This window comes from Kitasatospora sp. NPDC057965 (genome assembly GCF_042887135.1).
Classification (GTDB): domain Bacteria; phylum Actinomycetota; class Actinomycetes; order Streptomycetales; family Streptomycetaceae; genus Kitasatospora.
Window position 1 is genome coordinate 50117 of sequence record NZ_JBHVPZ010000031.1, and the last position, 19573, is coordinate 69689.

Annotated in this window: 22 protein-coding genes; 4 read left to right on the top strand and 18 right to left on the bottom strand. The window is 71.3% G+C overall.

The window, feature by feature from the left end; translation table 11 throughout:
* Positions 1-23 precede the first annotated feature (23 nt).
* From ACFVVU_RS31520 to ACFVVU_RS31590, 15 genes are all read right to left on the bottom strand, one after another.
* Entirely contained in the window at positions 24-689 is a 666-nt protein-coding gene (locus ACFVVU_RS31520) for a glycosyltransferase (RefSeq protein WP_387793593.1), read from the bottom strand.
* A 124-nt stretch (positions 690-813) separates the two neighbouring features.
* Complete coding sequence (folE, locus tag ACFVVU_RS31525; RefSeq protein WP_387793594.1) at positions 814-1407, bottom strand: GTP cyclohydrolase I; 594 nt, start codon at positions 1405-1407, stop codon at positions 814-816.
* A gap of 41 nt (positions 1408-1448) precedes the next feature.
* A complete protein-coding gene (locus ACFVVU_RS31530; protein WP_387793595.1) occupies positions 1449-2066 on the bottom strand; it encodes a PIG-L deacetylase family protein in 618 nt (205 codons plus the stop codon).
* Positions 2063-2926, bottom strand: a complete 864-nt coding sequence (locus tag ACFVVU_RS31535) for a 5'-3' exonuclease H3TH domain-containing protein (RefSeq protein ID WP_387793596.1) — start codon at positions 2924-2926, stop codon at positions 2063-2065. The genes ACFVVU_RS31530 and ACFVVU_RS31535 overlap by 4 nt, the downstream gene beginning before the upstream one ends.
* On the bottom strand, positions 2926-4059 hold the full coding sequence (locus ACFVVU_RS31540) for a glycosyltransferase family 4 protein (protein WP_387793597.1): 1134 nt from the start codon (positions 4057-4059) through the stop codon (positions 2926-2928). The genes ACFVVU_RS31535 and ACFVVU_RS31540 overlap by 1 nt, the downstream gene beginning before the upstream one ends.
* A complete protein-coding gene (locus ACFVVU_RS31545; protein ID WP_387793598.1) occupies positions 4056-4613 on the bottom strand; it encodes a phosphoribosyltransferase in 558 nt (185 codons plus the stop codon). Before ACFVVU_RS31545 ends, ACFVVU_RS31540 begins: the two co-directional genes overlap by 4 nt.
* Positions 4610-5557, bottom strand: a complete 948-nt coding sequence (locus tag ACFVVU_RS31550) for a radical SAM protein (RefSeq protein ID WP_387793599.1) — start codon at positions 5555-5557, stop codon at positions 4610-4612. The genes ACFVVU_RS31545 and ACFVVU_RS31550 overlap by 4 nt, the downstream gene beginning before the upstream one ends.
* Positions 5554-6594: a glycosyltransferase family 2 protein gene (locus ACFVVU_RS31555; protein ID WP_387793600.1), complete on the bottom strand. Its 1041-nt coding sequence runs from the start codon at positions 6592-6594 to the stop codon at positions 5554-5556. Before ACFVVU_RS31555 ends, ACFVVU_RS31550 begins: the two co-directional genes overlap by 4 nt.
* Entirely contained in the window at positions 6591-7034 is a 444-nt protein-coding gene (locus ACFVVU_RS31560) for a hypothetical protein (protein WP_387793601.1), read from the bottom strand. The genes ACFVVU_RS31555 and ACFVVU_RS31560 overlap by 4 nt, the downstream gene beginning before the upstream one ends.
* Positions 7031-7594, bottom strand: coding sequence for a formylglycine-generating enzyme family protein (locus ACFVVU_RS31565; protein WP_387793602.1), 564 nt, complete (start codon positions 7592-7594; stop codon positions 7031-7033). The genes ACFVVU_RS31560 and ACFVVU_RS31565 overlap by 4 nt, the downstream gene beginning before the upstream one ends.
* Positions 7595-7604: 10 nt before the next feature.
* Positions 7605-8303 (bottom strand): reverse transcriptase domain-containing protein, encoded by a 699-nt coding sequence (locus ACFVVU_RS31570; RefSeq protein ID WP_387793603.1) that lies wholly within the window; start codon positions 8301-8303, stop codon positions 7605-7607.
* 244 nt (positions 8304-8547) lie between these two features.
* Entirely contained in the window at positions 8548-9261 is a 714-nt protein-coding gene (locus ACFVVU_RS31575; RefSeq protein ID WP_387793604.1) for a 7-carboxy-7-deazaguanine synthase QueE, read from the bottom strand.
* Entirely contained in the window at positions 9258-9659 is a 402-nt protein-coding gene (locus tag ACFVVU_RS31580; protein WP_387793605.1) for a 6-pyruvoyl tetrahydropterin synthase family protein, read from the bottom strand. Before ACFVVU_RS31580 ends, ACFVVU_RS31575 begins: the two co-directional genes overlap by 4 nt.
* The gene (gene queC, locus ACFVVU_RS31585; RefSeq protein WP_387793606.1) at positions 9656-10372 is read right to left on the bottom strand and encodes a 7-cyano-7-deazaguanine synthase QueC; all 717 of its coding nucleotides are present in this window, start codon (positions 10370-10372) and stop codon (positions 9656-9658) included. The genes ACFVVU_RS31580 and queC overlap by 4 nt, the downstream gene beginning before the upstream one ends.
* Before the next feature lie 535 nt (positions 10373-10907).
* A complete protein-coding gene (locus ACFVVU_RS31590; protein WP_387793607.1) occupies positions 10908-11126 on the bottom strand; it encodes a hypothetical protein in 219 nt (72 codons plus the stop codon).
* A gap of 323 nt (positions 11127-11449) precedes the next feature.
* Here ACFVVU_RS31590 and ACFVVU_RS31595 point away from each other — a divergent pair, with 323 nt between their 5' ends.
* Entirely contained in the window at positions 11450-12781 is a 1332-nt protein-coding gene (locus ACFVVU_RS31595) for a helix-turn-helix domain-containing protein (protein WP_387793608.1), read from the top strand.
* Here ACFVVU_RS31595 and ACFVVU_RS31600 read toward each other — a convergent pair.
* The 3 genes from ACFVVU_RS31600 to ACFVVU_RS31610 form a co-directional block, all read right to left on the bottom strand.
* Positions 12759-14549: a prolyl oligopeptidase family serine peptidase gene (locus tag ACFVVU_RS31600; protein WP_387793609.1), complete on the bottom strand. Its 1791-nt coding sequence runs from the start codon at positions 14547-14549 to the stop codon at positions 12759-12761. The two genes, ACFVVU_RS31595 and ACFVVU_RS31600, sit on opposite strands and share 23 nt — an antisense overlap.
* Positions 14550-14716: 167 nt before the next feature.
* Complete coding sequence (locus ACFVVU_RS31605) at positions 14717-15571, bottom strand: IclR family transcriptional regulator C-terminal domain-containing protein (RefSeq protein ID WP_387793610.1); 855 nt, start codon at positions 15569-15571, stop codon at positions 14717-14719.
* Between the two features lie 103 nt (positions 15572-15674).
* The gene (locus tag ACFVVU_RS31610; protein WP_387793612.1) at positions 15675-16622 is read right to left on the bottom strand and encodes a zinc-binding alcohol dehydrogenase family protein; all 948 of its coding nucleotides are present in this window, start codon (positions 16620-16622) and stop codon (positions 15675-15677) included.
* A gap of 782 nt (positions 16623-17404) precedes the next feature.
* On the opposite strand from ACFVVU_RS31610, the gene ACFVVU_RS31615 reads away from it, so the two are divergent.
* From ACFVVU_RS31615 to ACFVVU_RS31625, 3 genes are read left to right on the top strand one after another with little or no spacing between them, the layout of a single operon-like run.
* Positions 17405-17725: a transcriptional regulator gene (locus tag ACFVVU_RS31615; protein ID WP_387793613.1), complete on the top strand. Its 321-nt coding sequence runs from the start codon at positions 17405-17407 to the stop codon at positions 17723-17725.
* Position 17726: 1 nt separating this feature from the next.
* Positions 17727-18764: a hypothetical protein gene (locus tag ACFVVU_RS31620; protein ID WP_387793614.1), complete on the top strand. Its 1038-nt coding sequence runs from the start codon at positions 17727-17729 to the stop codon at positions 18762-18764.
* Positions 18764-19468 (top strand): ATP-binding protein, encoded by a 705-nt coding sequence (locus tag ACFVVU_RS31625; protein WP_387793615.1) that lies wholly within the window; start codon positions 18764-18766, stop codon positions 19466-19468. The genes ACFVVU_RS31620 and ACFVVU_RS31625 overlap by 1 nt, the downstream gene beginning before the upstream one ends.
* Positions 19469-19573: the final 105 nt, after the last annotated feature.

Below are 19573 nucleotides of genomic sequence, written 5' to 3' on the forward strand. Positions count from 1 at the left end.
GTGTTCGTCGGCCGGCGGCGGGATCAGGAGCCGGCTTTGTGGGCGCGTGCTCGTGCCGCAGCGGCGGCCCCTCGTCGCAGTCGCTCGGCGGGGTGGAGGCAGACCTGGACCAGGGTGGCGGCCAGGTCGTCGGCGTACGGGTCGCTGACCCACCCGTTGGCGTCGTACCCGCCCTGAACGATCACCTGCTCGGCATCGGCGTCGGAGAGAACAATCGGAGGGGTCCCGCACGCCATGGCCTTCCAGAGGAAGGCGTCGGTGTGCCGGGCGGTGCTGAGGTAGGCGTCCGCCGACGCCAAGAGCGCGGACAGCTCGTCGTCAGGGACTCGGTCCGCGTGGAAGACGGAGTCATGGATGCCGGACCTTGCGGCGAGGGACAGGGTGCGGCAGGCGTCATCGGTCCTGCTGTCTGGGCTGCTGCAGACGACCAGGGCGGGCTGCGCACCTGGCTCCAAAGCGCGGGCGGCCGTGCCGACCGCATCGAACAGGAGAGGGAGGCGTTCGTTTCGGCCGTGACCGATGATGGTGATGATGAGCGGTCTGAGCGGCGGCGTTCCCGTCCACAAGCGGGCGAGGTCTGCTTCCGTGTAGGTGATGACCTGGCTACTGGGCGCCTGGCCCAACGGATGCGTGACGAGGAGACGTTGCAGGCGGGCCGCCCGCTCGGCAGGGGTCTTCGTGTAGGGCACGGGTAGGGCGGTAGCCACTCTGGTGTCCTTCGTTGGGGCCTCGGATGGAACCGGGGAGCCGGGCGGAAGCCGGGTCGGTGGTCTGGCCCGGGTGGGACGTCGCCCGGCTCAGCCCGGGTGGTCACTACGTGCGGCTGGCGAGCGCGAGGCGTTCGATCCGGGCGGCCAGGTCGGGGTCGCTCTCGGTGCGGCCGAGCCGGCACATGGTCGTGGTGCGGACCGCGGTGGCCCTGACGCCGCGCATGCTCATGCACAGGTGCTCGCCCACCGTGAAGACGGCGACATCGTCGCTGCCGGCGGCCTTGGCGAGGTCGTGGGCAACGTCGCGGGTGATGCGTTCCTGGAGCTGGAGGGCGTGGGTGTGGGCCTCCAGGTGCCGGACCAGCTTTGACAGGCCGAGGACGGTGGTGTCCGGGACGTAGGCGATGGAGACATCGAGGCGGAAGGGGAGCAGGTGGTGCTCGCAGACGCTCCACGCCTCGATGCCGCCCAGCAGGACGAAGTCGCCGTACTGGCCCTCCTGGGCGAAGGTGGTGGTGAGCTTGCCGGGGTCGTGGTCGAGGAACTCGCCCCACCAGTCGGCGAAGCGGCGAGGCGTGTCCTTGAGGCCGTCGCGGTCGGGGTCCTCGCCGAGAGCGAGCAGCAGCTGGCGGGTCAGCTCCTCGACGCGGGGGCGGTCGACGGACCGGCGCTGGGCGTGCATGGGTATGGACGTCATGGTCATCCCTCGGGGGTGAGTTGACGGCGGAGTGTGGCGATTCAGAGGTGGGCGGCGCCGGGCAGGCAGCCGAGGACCGGGACTGCGGTGAACGCCTCCGCGTACCGGGTGCCGATCCGGGCGCCCCAGAGCCGGCCGAGGGTCTCGGCCATCGGGCCGAAGTGCTGCTCGACGGGCTGGCTCGCGTGCTCGTGCAGGGCGGCCATCTTGGTGGCGAAGGTCGCGGTGGCGTCCACGATCACGTCGGCGCGCACCGGTCCGTCGAGGGTGAGCGAGTTGTAGGCGTCGCAGGTGTAGAAGCGGCTCGGGCGGCCGGTGGCGATCCGGGGCTCGGGGACGGCCGCGAGCACGGTGGTGGCGACGGCCCGGTGCTCGGGATGGACGTCGACGAGCGGGTGGGTAATGACGATTTCCGGGCGCTTCTCCAGCAGCAGTTGCTGCAGCAGCGCATGGTTGAGCCGGGGCACCTGGTGCAGCTCGGCGCCGAGGACTGCGGCGCCCTTACGGGCCTCGGCGTCGCGGACGTCGTCGCGGTGCGGGACGGCGATGGTGACGGGGGAGCACCTCGCGTGGAGCGCGAGCGTGGCGCCGGCCCACAGCTCGGCGTCGTCGGGGTGCGCGAAGACGGCCAGGACCGAGCCCGGCAGCGCACCGGTCACCACAGCCCCAGCTTCTCGACGACGTCGGCGGGCCTCGGTAGCTGGGGGCTCGCCAGGGCGCTGAGGACAACGGGCACGTCCAGGTCGCGGCGCACCGTGATCATCGACTCCCAGCGCAGGACGTCGGCCCAGGCGGTGGTGATCGCCGCGCCCTTGGCGCCGGTCAGCCGCCCGGACCCGGGCAGGTCGCTCAGCCGCATGCCGTCGCGCAGCAGGGTGGCGGCGACCTTCGGGCCGACGCCCCGCACGCCGGGGATGTTGTCGGACTTGTCCCCGGTCAGGGCGCGGAAGGCCGGCCACTGGTCGGGGGTGACGCCGAACCGGGTGATGACCTCGCCGGCGGTGATGATCCGCTGGGACGACTTCCGGGAGCGGTTGAGGATGCGCACGCGTTCGTCGAGGAGCTGGTAGTAGTCCATGTCCCGGGACATGATCAGGACCGGACGCGAGGCTGCGGCCCGGGTGGCAAGGGTGGCGATGACGTCGTCGGCTTCGGCGTCGTCGACCTCGACCCACCGGATCCCGTGTGCGTCCAGCCCGTCCTTCACCGGGGCGAGAAACTGCAGCGGCTTGAGCGCCTCCGGTGTCGCCTCCCGGTTCGCCTTGTACTCCTGGTCGGTGGCCGCGCGCTCGGCGGAGCCGTGCTCGCCGTCGAAGACGACCAGGACCTCGGGCTCCGCGACATCGATGTCGTCGCGGATCGCGGCCCGCAACAGGGCGAAGAACGCGAACAGCCCGGTCAACTCGCGGGACTTGTCGCGGGAGAAGATCGGCGCGGGGAACCCGAAGGTCCCGGCCCACAGAAGGTTGAAGCCGTCGACGAGCAGCAACGGCGCAGGGGCTGTTGGGGTTTCGGGCATCACGACACCGCCTCCAGGAAGAAGTCAGCGATTCGGCGGGGCTCGAACGCGGCCGCCCGCCGATACACGGTCTGTGTAGTCGCGGCGTACAGTATGTCATCTTCCAGCAGGTTTTGTGCCGCCTTGTGGAGGGCGGCCGGACCCTCGTCGTGGTCGACGAGCAGGTGGTCGCCGTGGCCTGTCGGGCCGATCAGGGCCGGCAGGTTGCCGACACGGTAGGCGACGACCGGAGTGCCGACGCTCATCGCCTCCAGTGCCACCAGACCGAAGGTCTCCTTGTGGCTGGGGACGATCACCACGGCTGCCCCGGCGAGCCAGGGGAGCACCTCGTCCCAGGCCAGCGCCCCGTGCAGGTGGACGCCCGGCGTCCGGGCCGCCGCCTGGCGGCAGCGGTCGAGGAGCTCGGACTGCGAGCCTTCCCCGACCTCGAACCCGGCTTCGGCGAGGGCTACCTCGACCGGCCGGTCCCAGCCGGCGGCGGCTTCCAACAGGTCGAGCACGCCCTTCTCCGGTCCGAGCCGTGCGAGCACGCGCATCGGGCCGCTGCGGCGCAGCTGCTCGCGGCGGGACGGCGGCGGTAGCGCCACCGAGGCGTCGGTGAGGAGGGCGTTGGGCACGACACGGAGGTTTCGCGGTCCCCAGTCCACCAGCTCGTCGCGGACGACCGAGGAGGGCACGAGGACGCGGGTGGCGCGGGCGAGTGCCGGACCCGCGTCGAGGGCGTGCGGTCGAACGTGGGCGGCGAGTGCTCGGCGCACGTGGCCGGGGATGTCGCCGCGCAAACGGCCGAGCCCCCACAGCGCGTCGGTGAACAGGACAGTGTCGATGCGGTGTTCGGTGATCAGGTCCCGGATCTGAGAGGTCAGCGCGGCGTCCTGGTGGGTGACGGCGCGGCGCAACACCTCGTCGTCGCACGGGAAGCGGACGTCGTCGAGCCGTAGCCGGGCGATGGCGACGCCGGGAAGCCCCGAGCGGGCGGGCTGGGGTGCGGCGGTGGCGATGACGGGCCGGTGGCCGTTTCGGGCGAGGCCGACAGCCAGGGCAGCCGTCGCGCGTTCGATCCCGGCAGGGGCGGCAGGGGTCCAGGAGACGAGAACCAGCAGGACGCCGCGGGAGGAGGTGCGGGTGATCATCGGGTCCTCACCCGCCGCAACGGCGGAAGCGGCTGCGTCGGTCCGCGGTGCGGCGTCTCCCAGGGGAAGACCACCCAGTCGTCAACGGTCCAGGCCCAACGGTCCGGCGGTTGCGGGCAGCCCCGGTTGCGGAACAGCGCCGCCGACATGATCGCGGAACCGCCGTCGAGGCGGCGGCTCAGCGCGGCGGTGACGGCGGAGAACGTCGCCCCGGTGCCGGCGATGTCGTCGACCAGGAGCACCGTCCCGGCGAAGCGGTCGGGCAGGGTGCCGTCGACCAGGACCTCGACGTTGCCGGTGGCCTGCTGCCACAGTGCGTCGCCCTTGTTGTGCTTGGCGCGGACGGAGTGGAAGGGCACCTTCAGGTAGTTGGCCATGAGGCGGGCCGGTTCGATTCCACCGGAGGCGATGCCGATCACGCAGGAGACCTCCGGCTCCGCCCCGACGACGGACTCGGCGATCAGCCGGGCCGCGTCGAAGCACTGGTAGCGCGTGGGCGCGAACGGGACGCGCTGGACGAAGACCCGCCTCGCGGCGTAGGGGGTGTCGGTCATGAGGTGCTCCCAGAGGCAGGCAGACGCAGGTCGGCCGGGCCAGTGACGGGGACGAACGCGGAGATGCCGGTGGCGCCCCGGGCGTTGCGCCAGGCGTAGCCGTCGGCGCGCAGGACGGTGAAGCCGCCCGCGCTGCGCCGGGTGCGCAGGCGGACCCGCACACCGTCGGGGACGGTGAGCGGAGCGACGGCCTCCTGGGCCTGCCCGTCGGTGAGCATCTGCTCGGCGGCGAGCGCGGCGCCGGAGCCGATGGGGAGTACCTGGAGGAAGGTCACCCCGCCGGCGCCGAGCCGGGCGGCGAGGTCCAGCAGCTTCTGGGCCTCGTGCATGTTGGACTGCATGAGGACCATCTGGAGCTGGACGAACAGGCCTTCGTCCACGGCCGCGCGGATGCCCGTGAGGGCCCGGCGGTGGCTGTCCTCGCCGCGCCACCTGTCGTGTGTGGCCTCGGTGGCGCCGTCGAGGGAGACCCGGATCGCGTCGAGGGCGTCGGCGAGTTCCCCGGCGCGGCGGGCGAGGTGCCAGCCGTTGGTGGTGCAGCTGACCACGCTGGTGCCCTGACGTCGGATCGCACGGGCGAGGTCGGGCAGGTCGCGCAGCAGAAGGGGCTCTCCGCCGGAAATGTCGACGCCCAGGACGCCTGATGCGGCGATGTGGCCGGCGAGGACGCGCCGCTCGGCCGCGGTGGACTCGCCCACGCTCTTGTCGTCGAGGCAGTGTGGGCAGTCCAGGTTGCAGCGCACGATCGGGGACCAGCACATGCTCAGCGGGTATTCGAGCGCCAGGTCGGCCAGGTCGGGCTGGGGCCAGGCGGCCACCTGCTGGTCGTCGAGGGCGACGCAGCCGGCGGGGAGGGGCTGGGGCGGAAGGTGGTTGCTGCCGACCGCCGGGTCGTGCACGACGGTGGTGCTGCCGAATGTGGCGGCGGCGAACGTACGGATCATCGGGTGATCACCTCGGCGTCGGTCAGGTGCTTGTCGGCAGCGGCGGCGAAGGCGCGGCTCCGCCCGGAGGGCGCGGGTAGGGCCAGCAGGTGGCGGTAGCGGGCGAGCGTCGCCGGCCAGGTGGCGAGTTTGGTGCGCCACTGGGCGGCGGCGTCCGGGGGGTCGAGGTGGTAGCCGACGGCCTGCCGCAGCGGGATGACGAGACAACCGGCGGCAACCATGGCGGCGCCGAGGTGGGTGTCCTCCATGCCCCAGCCCAGCGCCCCGAACTCCTCGTCGAAGCCACCGACGTCCAGCAGTTGCTCACGCGGAACGGCGAGCAACGCGGTGACGACCATCCTGGGCAGGTCCCAGTCGTAGTACGACCGCCCGTACCCGAGCTTCTGGAAGTCGTCGGTGGCGTCCAGCGGGCGTCCGTCCAGCTCGTCGGTGAGCGTGATGCCCGAGTACGGCAGGACCGTGCCCACCGGGGGCTTCCAGGTCACGCGGTGGTCGGCCGTGAGGTGCGGCGGGCCGTCGGGCAGGATCGGCTTGCCGCAGGGCGATGCCTGGTAGGGGACGTTGTGCCGGAACCCGGTGAGCACGGTGTCGGCCGCGGCACGGGTGACGACGTCGGCGAACACGTGCGAGGGCAGCACCATGTCGGCGTCGACGAACAGGACGGTCGGGGACTGGGCGAGGCGGGCACCGACGTTGCGGGCCGTGGCCGAGCCGCGCCGTTCGGCCAGGCGCACCGCGGTGGCGACCGCCGGGTGCCGGCGGGCGATGTCGAACGTCGCGTCCGTGGAAGCGTCGTCGACCAGGATCACCTCCATGTCGGCCGCGTGCCGCTGGGCGGCGAGCGCGTCCAGCATCGCCGGCAAGGCGTAGGCGGTGTTGCGGGCCGGGATCACCACCGACAGCGCATGGCCGGCGCCGCTTCCCGCAGGGGTGGGCTGGTGCCAGCCCAGACCGGTGCGCTCGGTGAATCCGGTCGTGAAGTACTGGTGGGTGTTGGGCTGGGTCTTGAGCGTGTCCGCGAGGTTGGTGTGCGTCACGGCCACCTCCATTCGTCGAGCACGGCGGCGGCCTGGGGCCAGCCGCGAGGGTCGGGGATCCAGTGCAGAACCGGTCGTTCCGGCAGAGCCAGGAGATCGGCGAGCAGGACCAGGTAGTCGGGTTCGAGGACCAGCAGCACCCGCCGCGGGACGCCGTTGGCGGCGAAGTCGCGTCGAAGTTGCCCGTTGACGATCAGACGCAGACCTTCGGCCCGGTCGGGCTCGAGGCGTTGGTCGTAAGCGGCGATCAGGTGGTCCGCACCCACCAAGCCGTAGGCGGCGGACAGGAAGCGGATGCGGCTGCGGGCGTGCGGGTGGTCGGAGAAGCGGGCCCGCAGCTGTGGGGCGATGCCTCCGGCGTACCGCTCCAGGGCCGGCAGGAGGCCGCTCTCCGGTGCCTTGCGGTGCGAGCAGCCCGCGATCACGAGGTCGCCGATCACGCGGGTCTCACCACCCGGAAGCCGATGCCCGCCGAGGAGGACTCGGCCGGCGCGGCGTTCAGGAACGTGCACCTGGCGTACAGCGGGAGGGAATTGTAGGAGCCGCCGCGGATGACGAAGCCGACGCCGATCGTCTTCGACGCGGTCCACTCCCAGCAGTTGCCCGCCATGTCCCACAGCCCGGTCGGCGTCCGCCCGCGTGGGTGCGAGTCGACAGGGGTCAGCCGCCCGCAGACGTCGCGCAGATTCGCCAGGCTCTCGTCCGGTTCCTCGTCGCCCCACGGGTACGGCCGGCGCTCGGCTCCCGAGGCCGCCCACTCCCACTCCTTCGACAGCGGTAGCCGGCCGCCCAGGTCGGCCGCGATCCGGGCCGCCTGTGCCTGGGCCATCCCGACCAGCGGCCGGTGGTCCGGGCCGAGGCCGAGCTGAGCGGGCGTGACCGGAGTCGCCGTCCACTCCAGGTCGGCTACCCGCAGCGGCCTCTGCCGGTCGCCGAACAGGCACACACCGCCGGGCATGGGCACCCAGGTCAGCGCGCGTCCGGCCGGGTCCGTCGTCATTGCTCCCCCTTCATCCGGCGATCAGGAACAGGTCTTCGGCGTTCGCGCCGGCCCAGAGCTTCGACTTGGCGAGGTTGGGTCGCAGCCCGCAGCGGGCCAACGCCCTGGTGACGGCTTCGAGGGCCTCGCCGGCCTGCTCGGCGCCGTCGCAGAAGACGCAGTAGTTGTCCGCGAACCGCACCGTGCGGTGTCCCGCGAGCCGGGCGTCGGCACGCGACAAGCGCAGGTTGATCAGCAGGGGCGCGAGCGCCGTGCCCGGGACCAGCGGAAACGGCAGGGCCTCCAACACCCGCTCGAACAGGCGGAGGAAGGAGCCGTCCGCCACGTGCTCGGCCAGCCAGTCGGTGACTTCGGTCGCGTTCGATCCCTCCGACACCCTCTGCACGTCCACGTCCGCCACCCACCGGTACCCCTCCCGAAGGTGCCGGTCGGAGTCGCGCAGCGCGGTGATCCGGTTCCGCCCGGCCCGGTAGCCCGAGACCCAGTCGGCGAACGCCCGCTGCTCCAGCACCGGCTCGATCGCGCTTCGCATCGCCCGCTGGACGACCCGGTCGCCCACCGTCGGGATCACCGAGGAGAACGTCTTGCCGGTGTAGGCGGTGATCCCCACCTCGCGCAGCGGACCGGGAGACCAGGAGCCGGTCCGCAGCTGCTCGGCCAGGACCTCCAGCCGGCCGTCCATGCCCTGCCGGAACTGCGCCCAGCTCATTCCGTCGGCACCCGGCGATCCGGCCCGACGCATGCAGGCTCGGGCGGCCGACTTGAGGTGCCGAGGATCGACGAGGAAGGACATCAGCGAATGGGCGCGCGGAGGGCGGGAGTTGGCTATAGTGGGTGCTGCCTGGACGGCATGCAGGATCCCGCTCCCCTCCACACCGATTGCTTGGCCGCTACCCAACACGCGCGGCCTCGGGGAGTCGGAACGACCGCGCCGTTCAGGCACTTTGCTGTCCTCACCGGCCATGCTCGTCCTCCCAGAGCAGCGTGTGCAGCCGCGGTGTGAGGTGCCAGCCCCGGTCCAGGACCTCGTCGGCCAGCCCGCGCATCCCGCCGAGGACCGTTTCGCTGCTCGTTCCCTCCGGCATGATCCAGACCTCGGGAAGCGAGAACGTCTCCACCAGGGAGGCGACCTCGTCGAGCTGGGCGACCTCCTGGACGACGAACTTGAACCGGGCCCGGCCGCTGGCCGCGAACGCCGACAGCGCCTCCGGGACGATCCGACGGTCCCGGGGACCGGCGAAGGCCTTCAGCTTCGGCGAGACGTTGAACGCCGTGACCGACTCGATCAGCTCCGGCTGCGGGACGACGGTGCCGTTCGTCTCCACCTCCACGCGCCGCCCCGACAGCAACTGGACCAGGTCGACGAGCGACGGCTGCTGGAGCAGCGGCTCGCCACCGGTGACCACCACGAGCCTGGGCGTGCGGGCCATCACCCACGCCGCCAGGTCCTCGACGCTGTGTCGCGTGGCCACCTCACGGGGGTTGAACCGGGACCAGTCCCAGGTCTGCGGGGTGTCGCATCCCGGGCAGTGGAGGTTGCACCGCGAGAGCCGAACGAACAAGGACTGCTGCCCGGCGCTCGGCCCCTCGCCCTGGAAGGTCGGGCCGAAGCACTCCGCCACCAGCAGGCCCTGGCCGGCAGCGGCATCACCTCCCGACAGGCTCACCGCGCCTCCAGCACGAACTCGGCCCAGCTGCTCTGGGTCTCCGAGACCCGCACCGACGCCAGCCGCCCCGGCAACGACGGCTCCACGTGCTCCACGAACCATCCGGCCAGCCAGACGGCGACGTTCTCCGACGTCGGCGCGACCGGCAGGACGTCGTTCAGCACCCGGTGGTCGAGCGTGCTGTCGATCAGCTGCTTCACCGGGGCGAGATCGCCGAAGTCCGTGACGAACCCCGGCGCCACCAACCGATCGGCGGTGAGGACGAACTCCACGACGTAGGAGTGGCCGTGCATCCGCGAGCACTGGTGGCCCTCCGGCAGGCCGGGAAGGAAGTGGGCCGCCTCGAACCGGAACGACTTCCCGATCCGGAACCGGCCGGACGCGGCGATCCCGTTCATCGGGCCGCCCCGGTGGCGGTGACGGCGTACTCGGTCGGGTCCTCGACCCCGGCGAGCACGAACGCCTCGATCCGCTCGGTGCACGTCCCGCAGGTGCCGCAGTGCAACTCGCCGCCGCGGTAGCAGGACCAGGTGTCCGCGAACGGCACGCCGACCTGCCGGCCGACCGCGACGATGTCGGCCTTCGTCTGGTCGATGAACGGCGCCAGGAGCCGGAAGTCCTCGGAGATCAACCCCTCGCTGCCCACCCGCGCGGTCTCGGCGAAGAGGTCGAAGAACTCGGTGCGGCAGTCCGGGTAGACGGCGTGGTCGCCGGCGTGGGCACCGAACGCCACCGCGTCCGCCCCCGCGGCGACCGCCGCGGCCACGGCGATCGAGAGCATGATCGCGTTGCGGTTGGGCACCACGGTGCTGCGCATGCTCTCGGCGGTGTAGTTGCCGTCGGGCACCGCGATCGCCGGGTCCGTCAGCGCGGAGCCCGAGAGCAGACGGCCGAGTCCGCTCAGGTCGACGATCTCGTGGTGCGCGGCGAGGAGGCCGGCGCTCCGCCGGGCGAAGTGGAGTTCCTTCCGGTGCCGCTGCCCGTAGTCGAAGGAGAGCAGCGTGAGCCGGCTGCCGCTGTCGGCGAGCCAGTAGGCGACGGTGGTGCTGTCCAGCCCACCGGAGGCGATGACCACCGCGTGTCGCGGCAGGTCGAGTTCAGTCATCTCCATACGTCTTCCTCGTAGTCCTCCGCAGCCGGAGGTCGGAGTGAGTCCGGTCGTCGTACGTCCGTGACGGGTTCGGCAGGAGAGCCGACTGTGCATGGACGGACGTGCGCCGGTGTGGATGCGAGTACCTCGCCCCGGATGACTCGGGGCGGAGCTGTCGTGGGACGGGTGGGGCAGAGAAGCCGAGCGGCTGCGGACGCGAAGCACGCGCGGCGTACGTGCAGCAGCCGTACGGCGGGAGCGCTACCGAGCAGTCTGTCGGCGGCTCTCAGACACTCCTCGCAGAGAGCGAGCGCCTCTCGGGCGATTGCGGCGTCGGCCGAACGAACCAGGGTGATGCGGATGTTGTCGCAGATCTCGGCCAGTTCCCCGGGGCCGGCGTCGTCGAGGGGGTCGGAGCCGGTCCACCATGTGAGTTCCGCAGCGATGTAGACCAGGGCCCGCTCGTACGAGAACCGGGGAAAGCCGTCTCGTGTCGACGGCACCGGCCATCTCGTTGCCGACGAAGGGACGGTCGTTCTCATGTCCGGTGGCGTGGCTAGGCTTCCCCGACGTCGGGCGCGGATCGGGCGGGGTCGGGCCCGTGCGCGGCGCCCTGGTGGTTCATCCCCTGGTCGACGAGCATCCCCAAGAGGGTGATCGCGAGGACGTAGCCCGCCAGCCAGAGCGCCCACACCAGCGACTCCATCGGATCGCCGGCCTCGGGGCTCGTGGCACGCCTGCCGGTCGGCGGCTGGTACGAGTTGAGGGCCGGCATGGGGACGACAGGGCGCGAGCCGGGCGGGGAAGCGGGTGCGGGACCTGCCGGGGAAACGAGGATCGTGGTCATCGGCTTCCTTGTCGGGACAGCTGCTGGGCTTGGCGGGCTGAACGCCGGGCACATCCGGATCACGCCAGGCCGAGGGAAGTCGGTCTGCGCGGTGAGCCCGACCCCGAGGTGTCGAACTTCTCGGGGGCTCATACGGAACACCTGCCAAGCTCGTTGTGACAGTGCAGACTTGTTGCAGAGCTCGGCAGTGATGTTGAAACCCTGCCGATGACCTGCGCGGTTGATGGATCGAGAAAGCCTGGGAGAACGCGATGACGCGACGGGGGCGGCTTGCCGCGCAGCGCAGGGCTGCCGGCTACACCCAGGAACAGCTGGCGGAGCTGATGAACGTCGACCGCACCACAGTCCATCGATGGGAGAAAGGCACGGCGACGCCGCAGCCATGGCAGATGCCGAAGCTCGCCAGATTGTTGAAGGTTGCCGCGGCCGAGCTGCCGGCCCTTCTGCCCGGCAGTCCGAATGCCGATGTGCCAGCAGCCTCACCAGAGGACGGCGAGCACCTCCCGGGGGTGGTGCACCATCCTGTGCAGGGGAGATCGAAGACGCCGTCCGTACCGTCTCCGTTGACACAGCTGGGCGGCCTGGTCACGGACTGGTTGTCCGTGAACTCAGATCGAGGTGTTGCCCCAGCATCGCTTCCGGTGACCGCGGCCGACCTTGGTGCTGCGGAGGGAATGCTCGATCTGTTCCGTCAACTCGACCACACGCACGGGGCTCGGCAGTACCGGCGGCAGGTCAGCTCCTACATCGACAACGAACTCGAAGCCCTGCTCCGCCGTCCGGCCTCGGGCGAGCCTGTTGTTCGCCGACGGGCGAGACTCGCTGCCGGATTTTGCGAGCTAGCCGGATACCAGGCCGTCGACACCGGTAACCCTGACGAGGCCCAGACGTACTATCGACGCGCCCTCACCCTGACGGCGGTGAACAACGACCAGGCGTACAGCGCCTACCTCGTGGCGGTGAACCTCGGGCACCTCGCGCTGCACTGCGGAGAGCCGGAGACCGCCCTGCGATGGGCAGCCTCGGCCCAGGCAGCGGTCGGCACCACCGTGAGCCCGGCGATCCGGGCCGCCATCACCGCGGTTGTGGCCCGCGCCAATGCCAGGCTGCGCAGGGAGAGCGAGGCAACGAAGCTGATCATCCAGGCCGAGAGGTTGCTCGACGCCGCTGACCACCAGGACGAACCCACCTGGATCCGCTACTTCAATCAGGCCTACCTCGCCGACGAGGTAGCCCACTGCCTCCATGACCTCGGTCGGGCCCCGGCAGCAAGGAGCCAGCTCGCCGAGGCCCTCAGCGGGGTGGGCGAGGACAGGGTTCGCCGCCGCGCGATCGACGCGGCGCTGCTCGCCGCGACCTGGCTTCGCAGCGGAGAGGTCGACCAGGCGTGCGCGGCCGGCCGGGACGCCGTCGCCTACGCCGCCAGGACCGGGTCAGGTCGGTGCATCGAGCGGGTGGCCGGTGTCTTGGCGGACCTGCAGACCCATGCCGACTATGCCCCAGCCCGGGAACTGCGCGAGTTCGCCCGGGCGGTGCTGCCGGAAGCCGACGGTGTGGCTGTCACACTGCTGAGCGGCTCATGATGCCCTGGTAGAAGTCGAGTTCGGCGCAGAGCGCCTGCTCCCGGTCTGCGGGTGCCGACAGGTAGTGGTCGCCGCCTTCAAGGAGGACGCTGTCGTGGCCGTCTCCCAGCGCGGCCAGCTCCTGGGCGAACTGCATGGCTTCCTTGGCGGATGTGATGGTGTCAGCGGTCCCGTGGATCACCAGCACGGGGCAACGGATCCGTTCGGGTTCCACCCCGCCGGCAGGCCCTCGCAGCACAGCCGCATGGGGCCGCTGGAACTCGGGCACGGACAGTTCCCACTGTGTGGGGTCGATGATCGCCGAGATGGCCGTCGCGCCAGCGAACGGTCCTTGGCGAGTCGCTGCCTGCAACGCGGTGTACCCTCCGGCGCTGGCGCCGGCGATGAACATCGCGTCGGGCTGCGCCACGCCGGTCGAGCGTAGGTGCTCGGCCACCGCCGAGCAGTCGTCGACGTCGTACTCGCCCCAGTGACCGTGCAGCGCTTGGCGGAACGTCCGGCCCTGGCCTGTGCTGCCCCGGTAGAGGACCTCGGCGACGGCGAAGCCGTGACTGACGAAGAACTGGGTCGTCCAGTCCAGCCGCAGTGGAACGTCGTCCGTCGGACCGGGATGCGCCCGGACGACGAGCGGCGCCGGAGCCGCCGCCGTCGTTGGTTGGTGCAGCAGGAAGCGGACCGGTCCGCCCGGGCCCGGCACGGAGTCGACGGACGGCGGGGCGGGCGTCCAGGGCGGAGCCGACTCGGTGGCCCCGCCCGCCGGAAGAGCCCGAGCATCCGCTCCGGCTGCGAGGTCGAGCGACCACAGGCCTGGAGCCGACGACGGGGTGGAGCCGATCACGGCGAGCCGGCCTTCGTCGACGGCGATGTAGGGCTTCACGGAGCTCAGGTTCGGGCCGAGTCGGCGCACGCTTCCCGCAGGGGCGACGGCCACGAGTACGGTGGAGAACCCGTCGAGGACGGTCAGCACCACGGTGCCGTCGGGGGCGAACCCGTACGACCGGTAGCCGCCTTCCCACGGAGCCGGCGTGCAGTCGGCGTCGATCGGTAGAACGGCCTTCGTTTCGCCGTCCCGGAGCCGGTACAGGTTCCACCAGCCCGTTCGGTCGGACATGAAGTACAACGTTCCGTCCGGCCCCCAGGACGGCTGGACCACGGACTCCGAGGGGCCGCCCGCCACGGCGCGACCCGGCCGAAGCAGGTCTGAACGGATGTCGCCCAGCAGGAGACGGCAACTGTCCCAGGGCATCTGATCCCGGGGCCATTCCAGATAGGCCAAGGTGTCTCCCGCCGGCCGAGGGCACGCGAGGAACGCGGAGGACCGGACCAGTACCTGGACGACGCCGGCCGGAGAGACCGCGACGACCTCGTCCGCGGTGCCGTCGCCGCGAACGGCAAGTACGCCGCCGTCCGGGCCCGGAACGAGATCGCCGTACTGTTCGGAGCCGCGGACGGGCACGATCCTGTCCGGTGCGTGCCCGTGCGCTTGGCGAAAGAGGGAACCGTCGTCGCCGACGAACCACAACGCGTCCTGTGTCACGGCGAATCCGCCACCACCATAGGCGTGCAGCTGACTACCGACCGAGAAGTCGGCAGGCGTCACCGGGAAGGCCCTGCCGGCGGGATCCGAACGCATCACCCGACGGGCCCCGCCGTGGTCGGGATCGGACTGCAGCCACCACAGTGAGCCTGCCGCTGCCTGGAGTTCGTCGTAGGTGACGACCTTCCGCGCAACCCATGCGGGTGACAGCCCGCTGTCCTGAGACCTCATGGAACGGATCCTGCCGAATTACGCCGGTAAGTGCCACCATCGCAGGACGGACCCATACATGGGCTTCGGTTGCTCGGACTGATGCCGAAGGCGGCGGACGGTCCTCGGCGTTGCCGCCCGATGTTGGTCACGGGCGGCAGCGCCAAGGCCTGCTGACGTGCTGCGGGCTACAGGGTGGCCGGGAGCGGGCTGGTGGTCAGTTCGCTGATGTTTTCGGCGGCCTTGAGGGTGTGGAAGATCAGCGGGCGCAGGTCGGTGGGCATCTCGGTGGAGCGCTTGAGCATGAGGACGGCTCCCATGATGGAGTCGTGCCAGTGGACCGGGGCGGCGACGGAGTCCCAGCCGGGCATGCACTCCTGGCGGCCGACGCCGAAGCCGAGCCGGCGGATCTCGTCGAGGGAGGCGGTGAGCGCGTCGTTGTCGCGGATGACGCCCGGGCCGGCGGTGGGCGGGATCTCCTCGGCGAGGACGAGGTCCTGGATGGTCCGCGGCAGGTAGGCGAGGATGACGCGTCCGGAGGCGCCGGTGCGCAGGGAGCGGGAGACGGAGACGACGTCCTCCGCGGTCATGCCGACCTCGGCCGGGTCGGTGTCGCCGATGGCGTAGTCGGTGCACAGGCGCTTCGCGCCGCCGAAGGGGGAGAGGACGTAGAGCAGGGCGAGGCCGCCGGTGGCCTGGTGGAGGCGTTCGAGGATGCCGTGGGTGGAGGCGGCGCCGGGGGAGTGGGCCATGGCCTGGACGCCGGCGCGGGCGGTGCCGGTGCCGAGGCGGTAGCGGCCTCGGCCGACCTGTTCGAAGACGCCGTCGCCGACGCCGGTCTGCAGGATGCGGTGGGTGGTGGCGTCGTCGAGGCTGGCTGCGCCGGCGATGGCGCGCAGCGGGTGCACGTCGCCGGGCAGGCGGGTGAAGGCCTGTTGCACGGCGAACGCGCGGGCGGCGAGGGAGGACGGCGGTTTGCTCGGTGCGTCGCTCGGGCGCTGCCCGGGCACGGTGTCGATCGCGGGTGCGGTGGTGGTGTGCATGAGCGGCTCCGGGGGAGTCGTCGCGCCGCGCGGCGGCGCGAGAGCGGCGTCTCGCGTTAACCCGTCGGGCACGGGTGCGCGATTGGCGAGGGTGGGTTGCCGGTCAGCGGTCGACGTCAAGGACGACCTTGCCGGCGGTGAGACGGGCCGCGAGGTCATGGTGAGCCTGGCGGGCCTGACCGAGCTTGTAGGCCGGGCCGTTGAGGGGCTTGAGCCAGCCCTCGGCGACAGCGGCGAACAGCGCGGCCATCGACTCCTTGAGGTGCGTGCGCGTGGGATAGAGGTTGGGGAGCCAGAAGCCGCTGACGGCCTTCGAGGCGGCGAGCAGGCTGGTGATGGGCACGAGGCCCTCCGAGCCGGTGACGGCCCCGAAGACGGACATCCGGCCGCGCGGGCTGAGCGCGGCGAGGGTGGCGTGGAAGACGTCGCCGCCGGTCATCTCCATGGCGGCGCTGACGGGGCCGCCCGCGGCGTCGAGGATCCGCTCGGTGAGGGCGTCGGTGGTGGAGGAGTCGACGGTGGCGTCCGCGCCCAGCTCGACGGCGGTGCGGCGCTTGTCCTCGCTGGAGGCCATGGCGACGACCTTCGCACCGGCGTGCTTGGCGAGCTGGACGGCGAGCGAGCCGACGCCGCCGGCCGCGGCCGGGACCAGGAGCGTGTCCTCGGCCGTCACACGCAGGTCGGTGAAGAGCAGATGCCAGGCGGTGTTGCCCTGGAGGGTCAGGGCCACGGCGTCGTGGTCGGCGACGGCGTCCGGTACTTCGAAGGCGAGTCTGCGGTGGACGACGGTCGTCTCGGCGTAGCCGCCGCCGCGGCCGAGGGCGACGTAACGGCGTCCGTCCTGGGCGATGCCCAGGACCTCGTTCCCCGGGATGAACGGGGCCGGCATGGGAGCCGGGTAGGTGCCCTCGCGCAGATGGATGTCGGCGTAGTTGACGCCGGCCAGCCGGGTGCGGAGTCGAAGGTGGCCGGGGCGGCCGTCCGGCTCGGGCATGTCGGTCAGCTCCAGTACCTCGGGGCCGCCGAACTCCCGCACGGCTATTGCGCGCATCTTGTTCAACCCTAAATAGTGCATGCCTGATTGTCGGTGAGGTGCCTTCGATGGCGGCCTCGGGCAGTGAATATACCTGCCGGAAGAATGCTGCTTCGGCGACGCATATAGGGGTACGAACGAGTGGCGGATTGCGAGTGGTATTCGTCACGTAACGCTGAGTGATTGAAATCGTCTGCTTGCTCACAGTGAGAAGCCAAGGTCAGTGACCTGCCTTTCGAGGTGACTCTGCTTGCGGAGCGTTGTCGGGCGGGAGAAGCAAGATCGTTTCTCAGTCTCCGAAAAGTCGGCACTCCTACCCGCGTAGACGGCCGGAATTTATTGACCGATATCCAGGGTGATCCTTAATCTCGACCTCGCGCCGTGATCATCCATGGCCTGCGTGATGGGGAATCACATAATGAAGTTTCAGCTCAATCCCAGCCCGGACGGCTGCCGCGCCTCCGGTCGCCGGTGGGTCGATGCGGCGTCGGCGGGGTCACCGTGAGTGAGAGCGCGCTCGTCGTCGCGGATGCGGTATCCGGCGCTCGGGAAGGGGGTGGATCTGTGGACCGCGCTGCCCCTATGGTGCTGCTCCCGCCGCGAAGGCCGGCGGACGAAGGGGAGGGATCGGCCCGAAGGACCGGGCCGTCCACGCCCTGAAATGAGACCGGCGTCCTGGAGCTACCAACTCCGGACGCCGGGCCGACGCCCGGGAAGGCGTCGATTCGCTACCACGCGCGCAGCGGGACTTCTTCGCACGAGGACCGCCGCGCACGCTCCTACGAAGCACGGAGTATTGCATGCCCGCCATACCCAGCGGAACCCTGGCCTGCCCGCCCACGGGCGCAGGCCCTCGCCTCGCCGCCAAGCTCGCGGACATGATCCCGGGCGCCGCCGTCACCGTCGACTTCACCGACCCGGCGACGCAGTGGCCTCACGCGTACGCCCGGGCGACCGACGCCGCTGGCCGCCCGGTCCGTCTGGGCCCGGTCGCCAGAAGGGTCGTCGCCCGGTGGATCGTCCGGGCCCACCCGGACATCGACTGGACGCGCCCGCACACCCTCTACCTCGCCGACGGGCGGCTCGCCGTCCGCACGAACGACGCGGGTCGGGGCTGCTGACATGGCACGCATCCGCTCCGTCAAGCCCGAGACCTGGGTGAGCGAGACGCTCGCCGAGGTCTCCATCCCGGCGATGGTCACCTTTCTCGGCATGACCAACCACGCCGACGACCACGGCCGCCACCGCGACGTCGCGGCGATCGTCTACGGCCTCGTCTGGCCGCTTCGCGAGGAGATCACCCGCGCCGATGTCGAGGACCACCTCCAGCAGCTCGCCACCGCCGGAGCGATCTGCCGGTACACCGGCTGTGACGGCCGCCGGTACTTCCACTACCCGACCTGGCGCAACCACCAGAAGATCGACAAGCCCTCCCTCAGCCGCCTCCCCGCCTGCCCGCACTGCGAGCCGGAGCGGTGCGGTGTCTGCAAGGGGCCGTGCATCCAGCGGTCCGCTCTCGCCGACGCGGCGGGCACTTCCCGCGAGGACGGCGCGAGTGCTCGCGGAGTGTTCGCCGAATCCTCGGCGAACACTCCGGCGGCCGTCGACCAGCACCCCGAGCCGTCGGCACCAGCGGCCTCGGCAGGAGCTTCCAGGGCTCCCTGGGCGGCGGTCCCGGACCAAGCACCGGTTTCGGCGGACGGGAAAACCGCAGGTCAGGCCACATTCGTCGAAGGCTCCCCGAAGGTTCGTCGAACCCTCTGCGAGGACTCGACGCCCGGATCCAGGATCTTGGATCCTGGATCGTCTTCACCTACGGGGCGCCAGTCGCCCGACGCCGGCACCGTCTCGGCCAACCAGCTCGTCGGCGAGTACGTCACCGCCTGCGCCCAGCGCCCACCGGCCAGCGTGCTCGGCCACCTCGGCAAGGTCGTCAAGACCCTGCTGGACGAGGGCATCGCGGTCGAGCACATCCGCTCCGGACTGCGCCGGTTCGCCGAGATCCAGGGCCACCCGTCCCGGCTGCCGAGCCTGGTCAACGACGCCATGAACGCACACGGCCGCGGTTTGGCACGGCCGGGATCCCGGCCTAACGTCCCCGCCCACCAGGCGTGGACCAACCCGGTCGACGCCGTCGCCGCCTACGCCGAGGAGCTGTGATGCGCACCCGCGACCCGCAGACCCTCGCCGACGGCCCGTCGGTCCTCGACCGGATGGCCCGGATCCTCGCCGCCCGGGGCATCGACCGCGCCACGGTCGACGCCCTCCCCAACGAACCGGAGCCGTTCTCGGCGGAGCAGGCCCTGTCCGCCGGAATGCCGCCGCGCTACCGCGACGCGGTGGCCGACCACCCACTGGTCCTCGCCTGGACCCGGCAGGTCACCGGACAGGCCGTCGCCCCGAGCACGGGCGCCCGACGGCAGGTGGCCACCGGCCCCAGCCTGCTGATGGCCGGGGTGACCGGCGCCGGCAAGACCCACCAGGCGTACGGCGCGGTCCGGGCGCTCGTGCAGGCCGGCATCGGCGTGCGCTGGCGGGCGACCACCGCCGCCGACCTCTACGCCGAGCTGCGGCCCAGCTCCGACACCGACGCCGAGCGGGTCCTCACCGCCTACAGCCGCGTGCCCCTGCTGATCCTCGACGACCTCGGCGCCGCCAAGTCGAGCGAGTTCGTCGAAGAGCAGACCTACCGGCTGATCAACCGCCGCTACAACCACTGCCTGCCGACCCTGATCACCACCAACCTGCAGATCAGAGACCTCAAGGCCTACCTCGGTGACCGCGTCACCTCCCGGCTCGCCCAGATGACCACCCGGGTCGAGTTCGAGCCGGTCGACCGCAGACGCCTCCCGCGCGCCGCCTGAACGGCCGCCGCCCCAGCCGCCCCGGCGCGCCGCACACCCTCACCGACCCAGCACACCTCTCCGCCGACGCCGCCCCGCGCGCGGAGAGCGATCGGAGCAACCCCG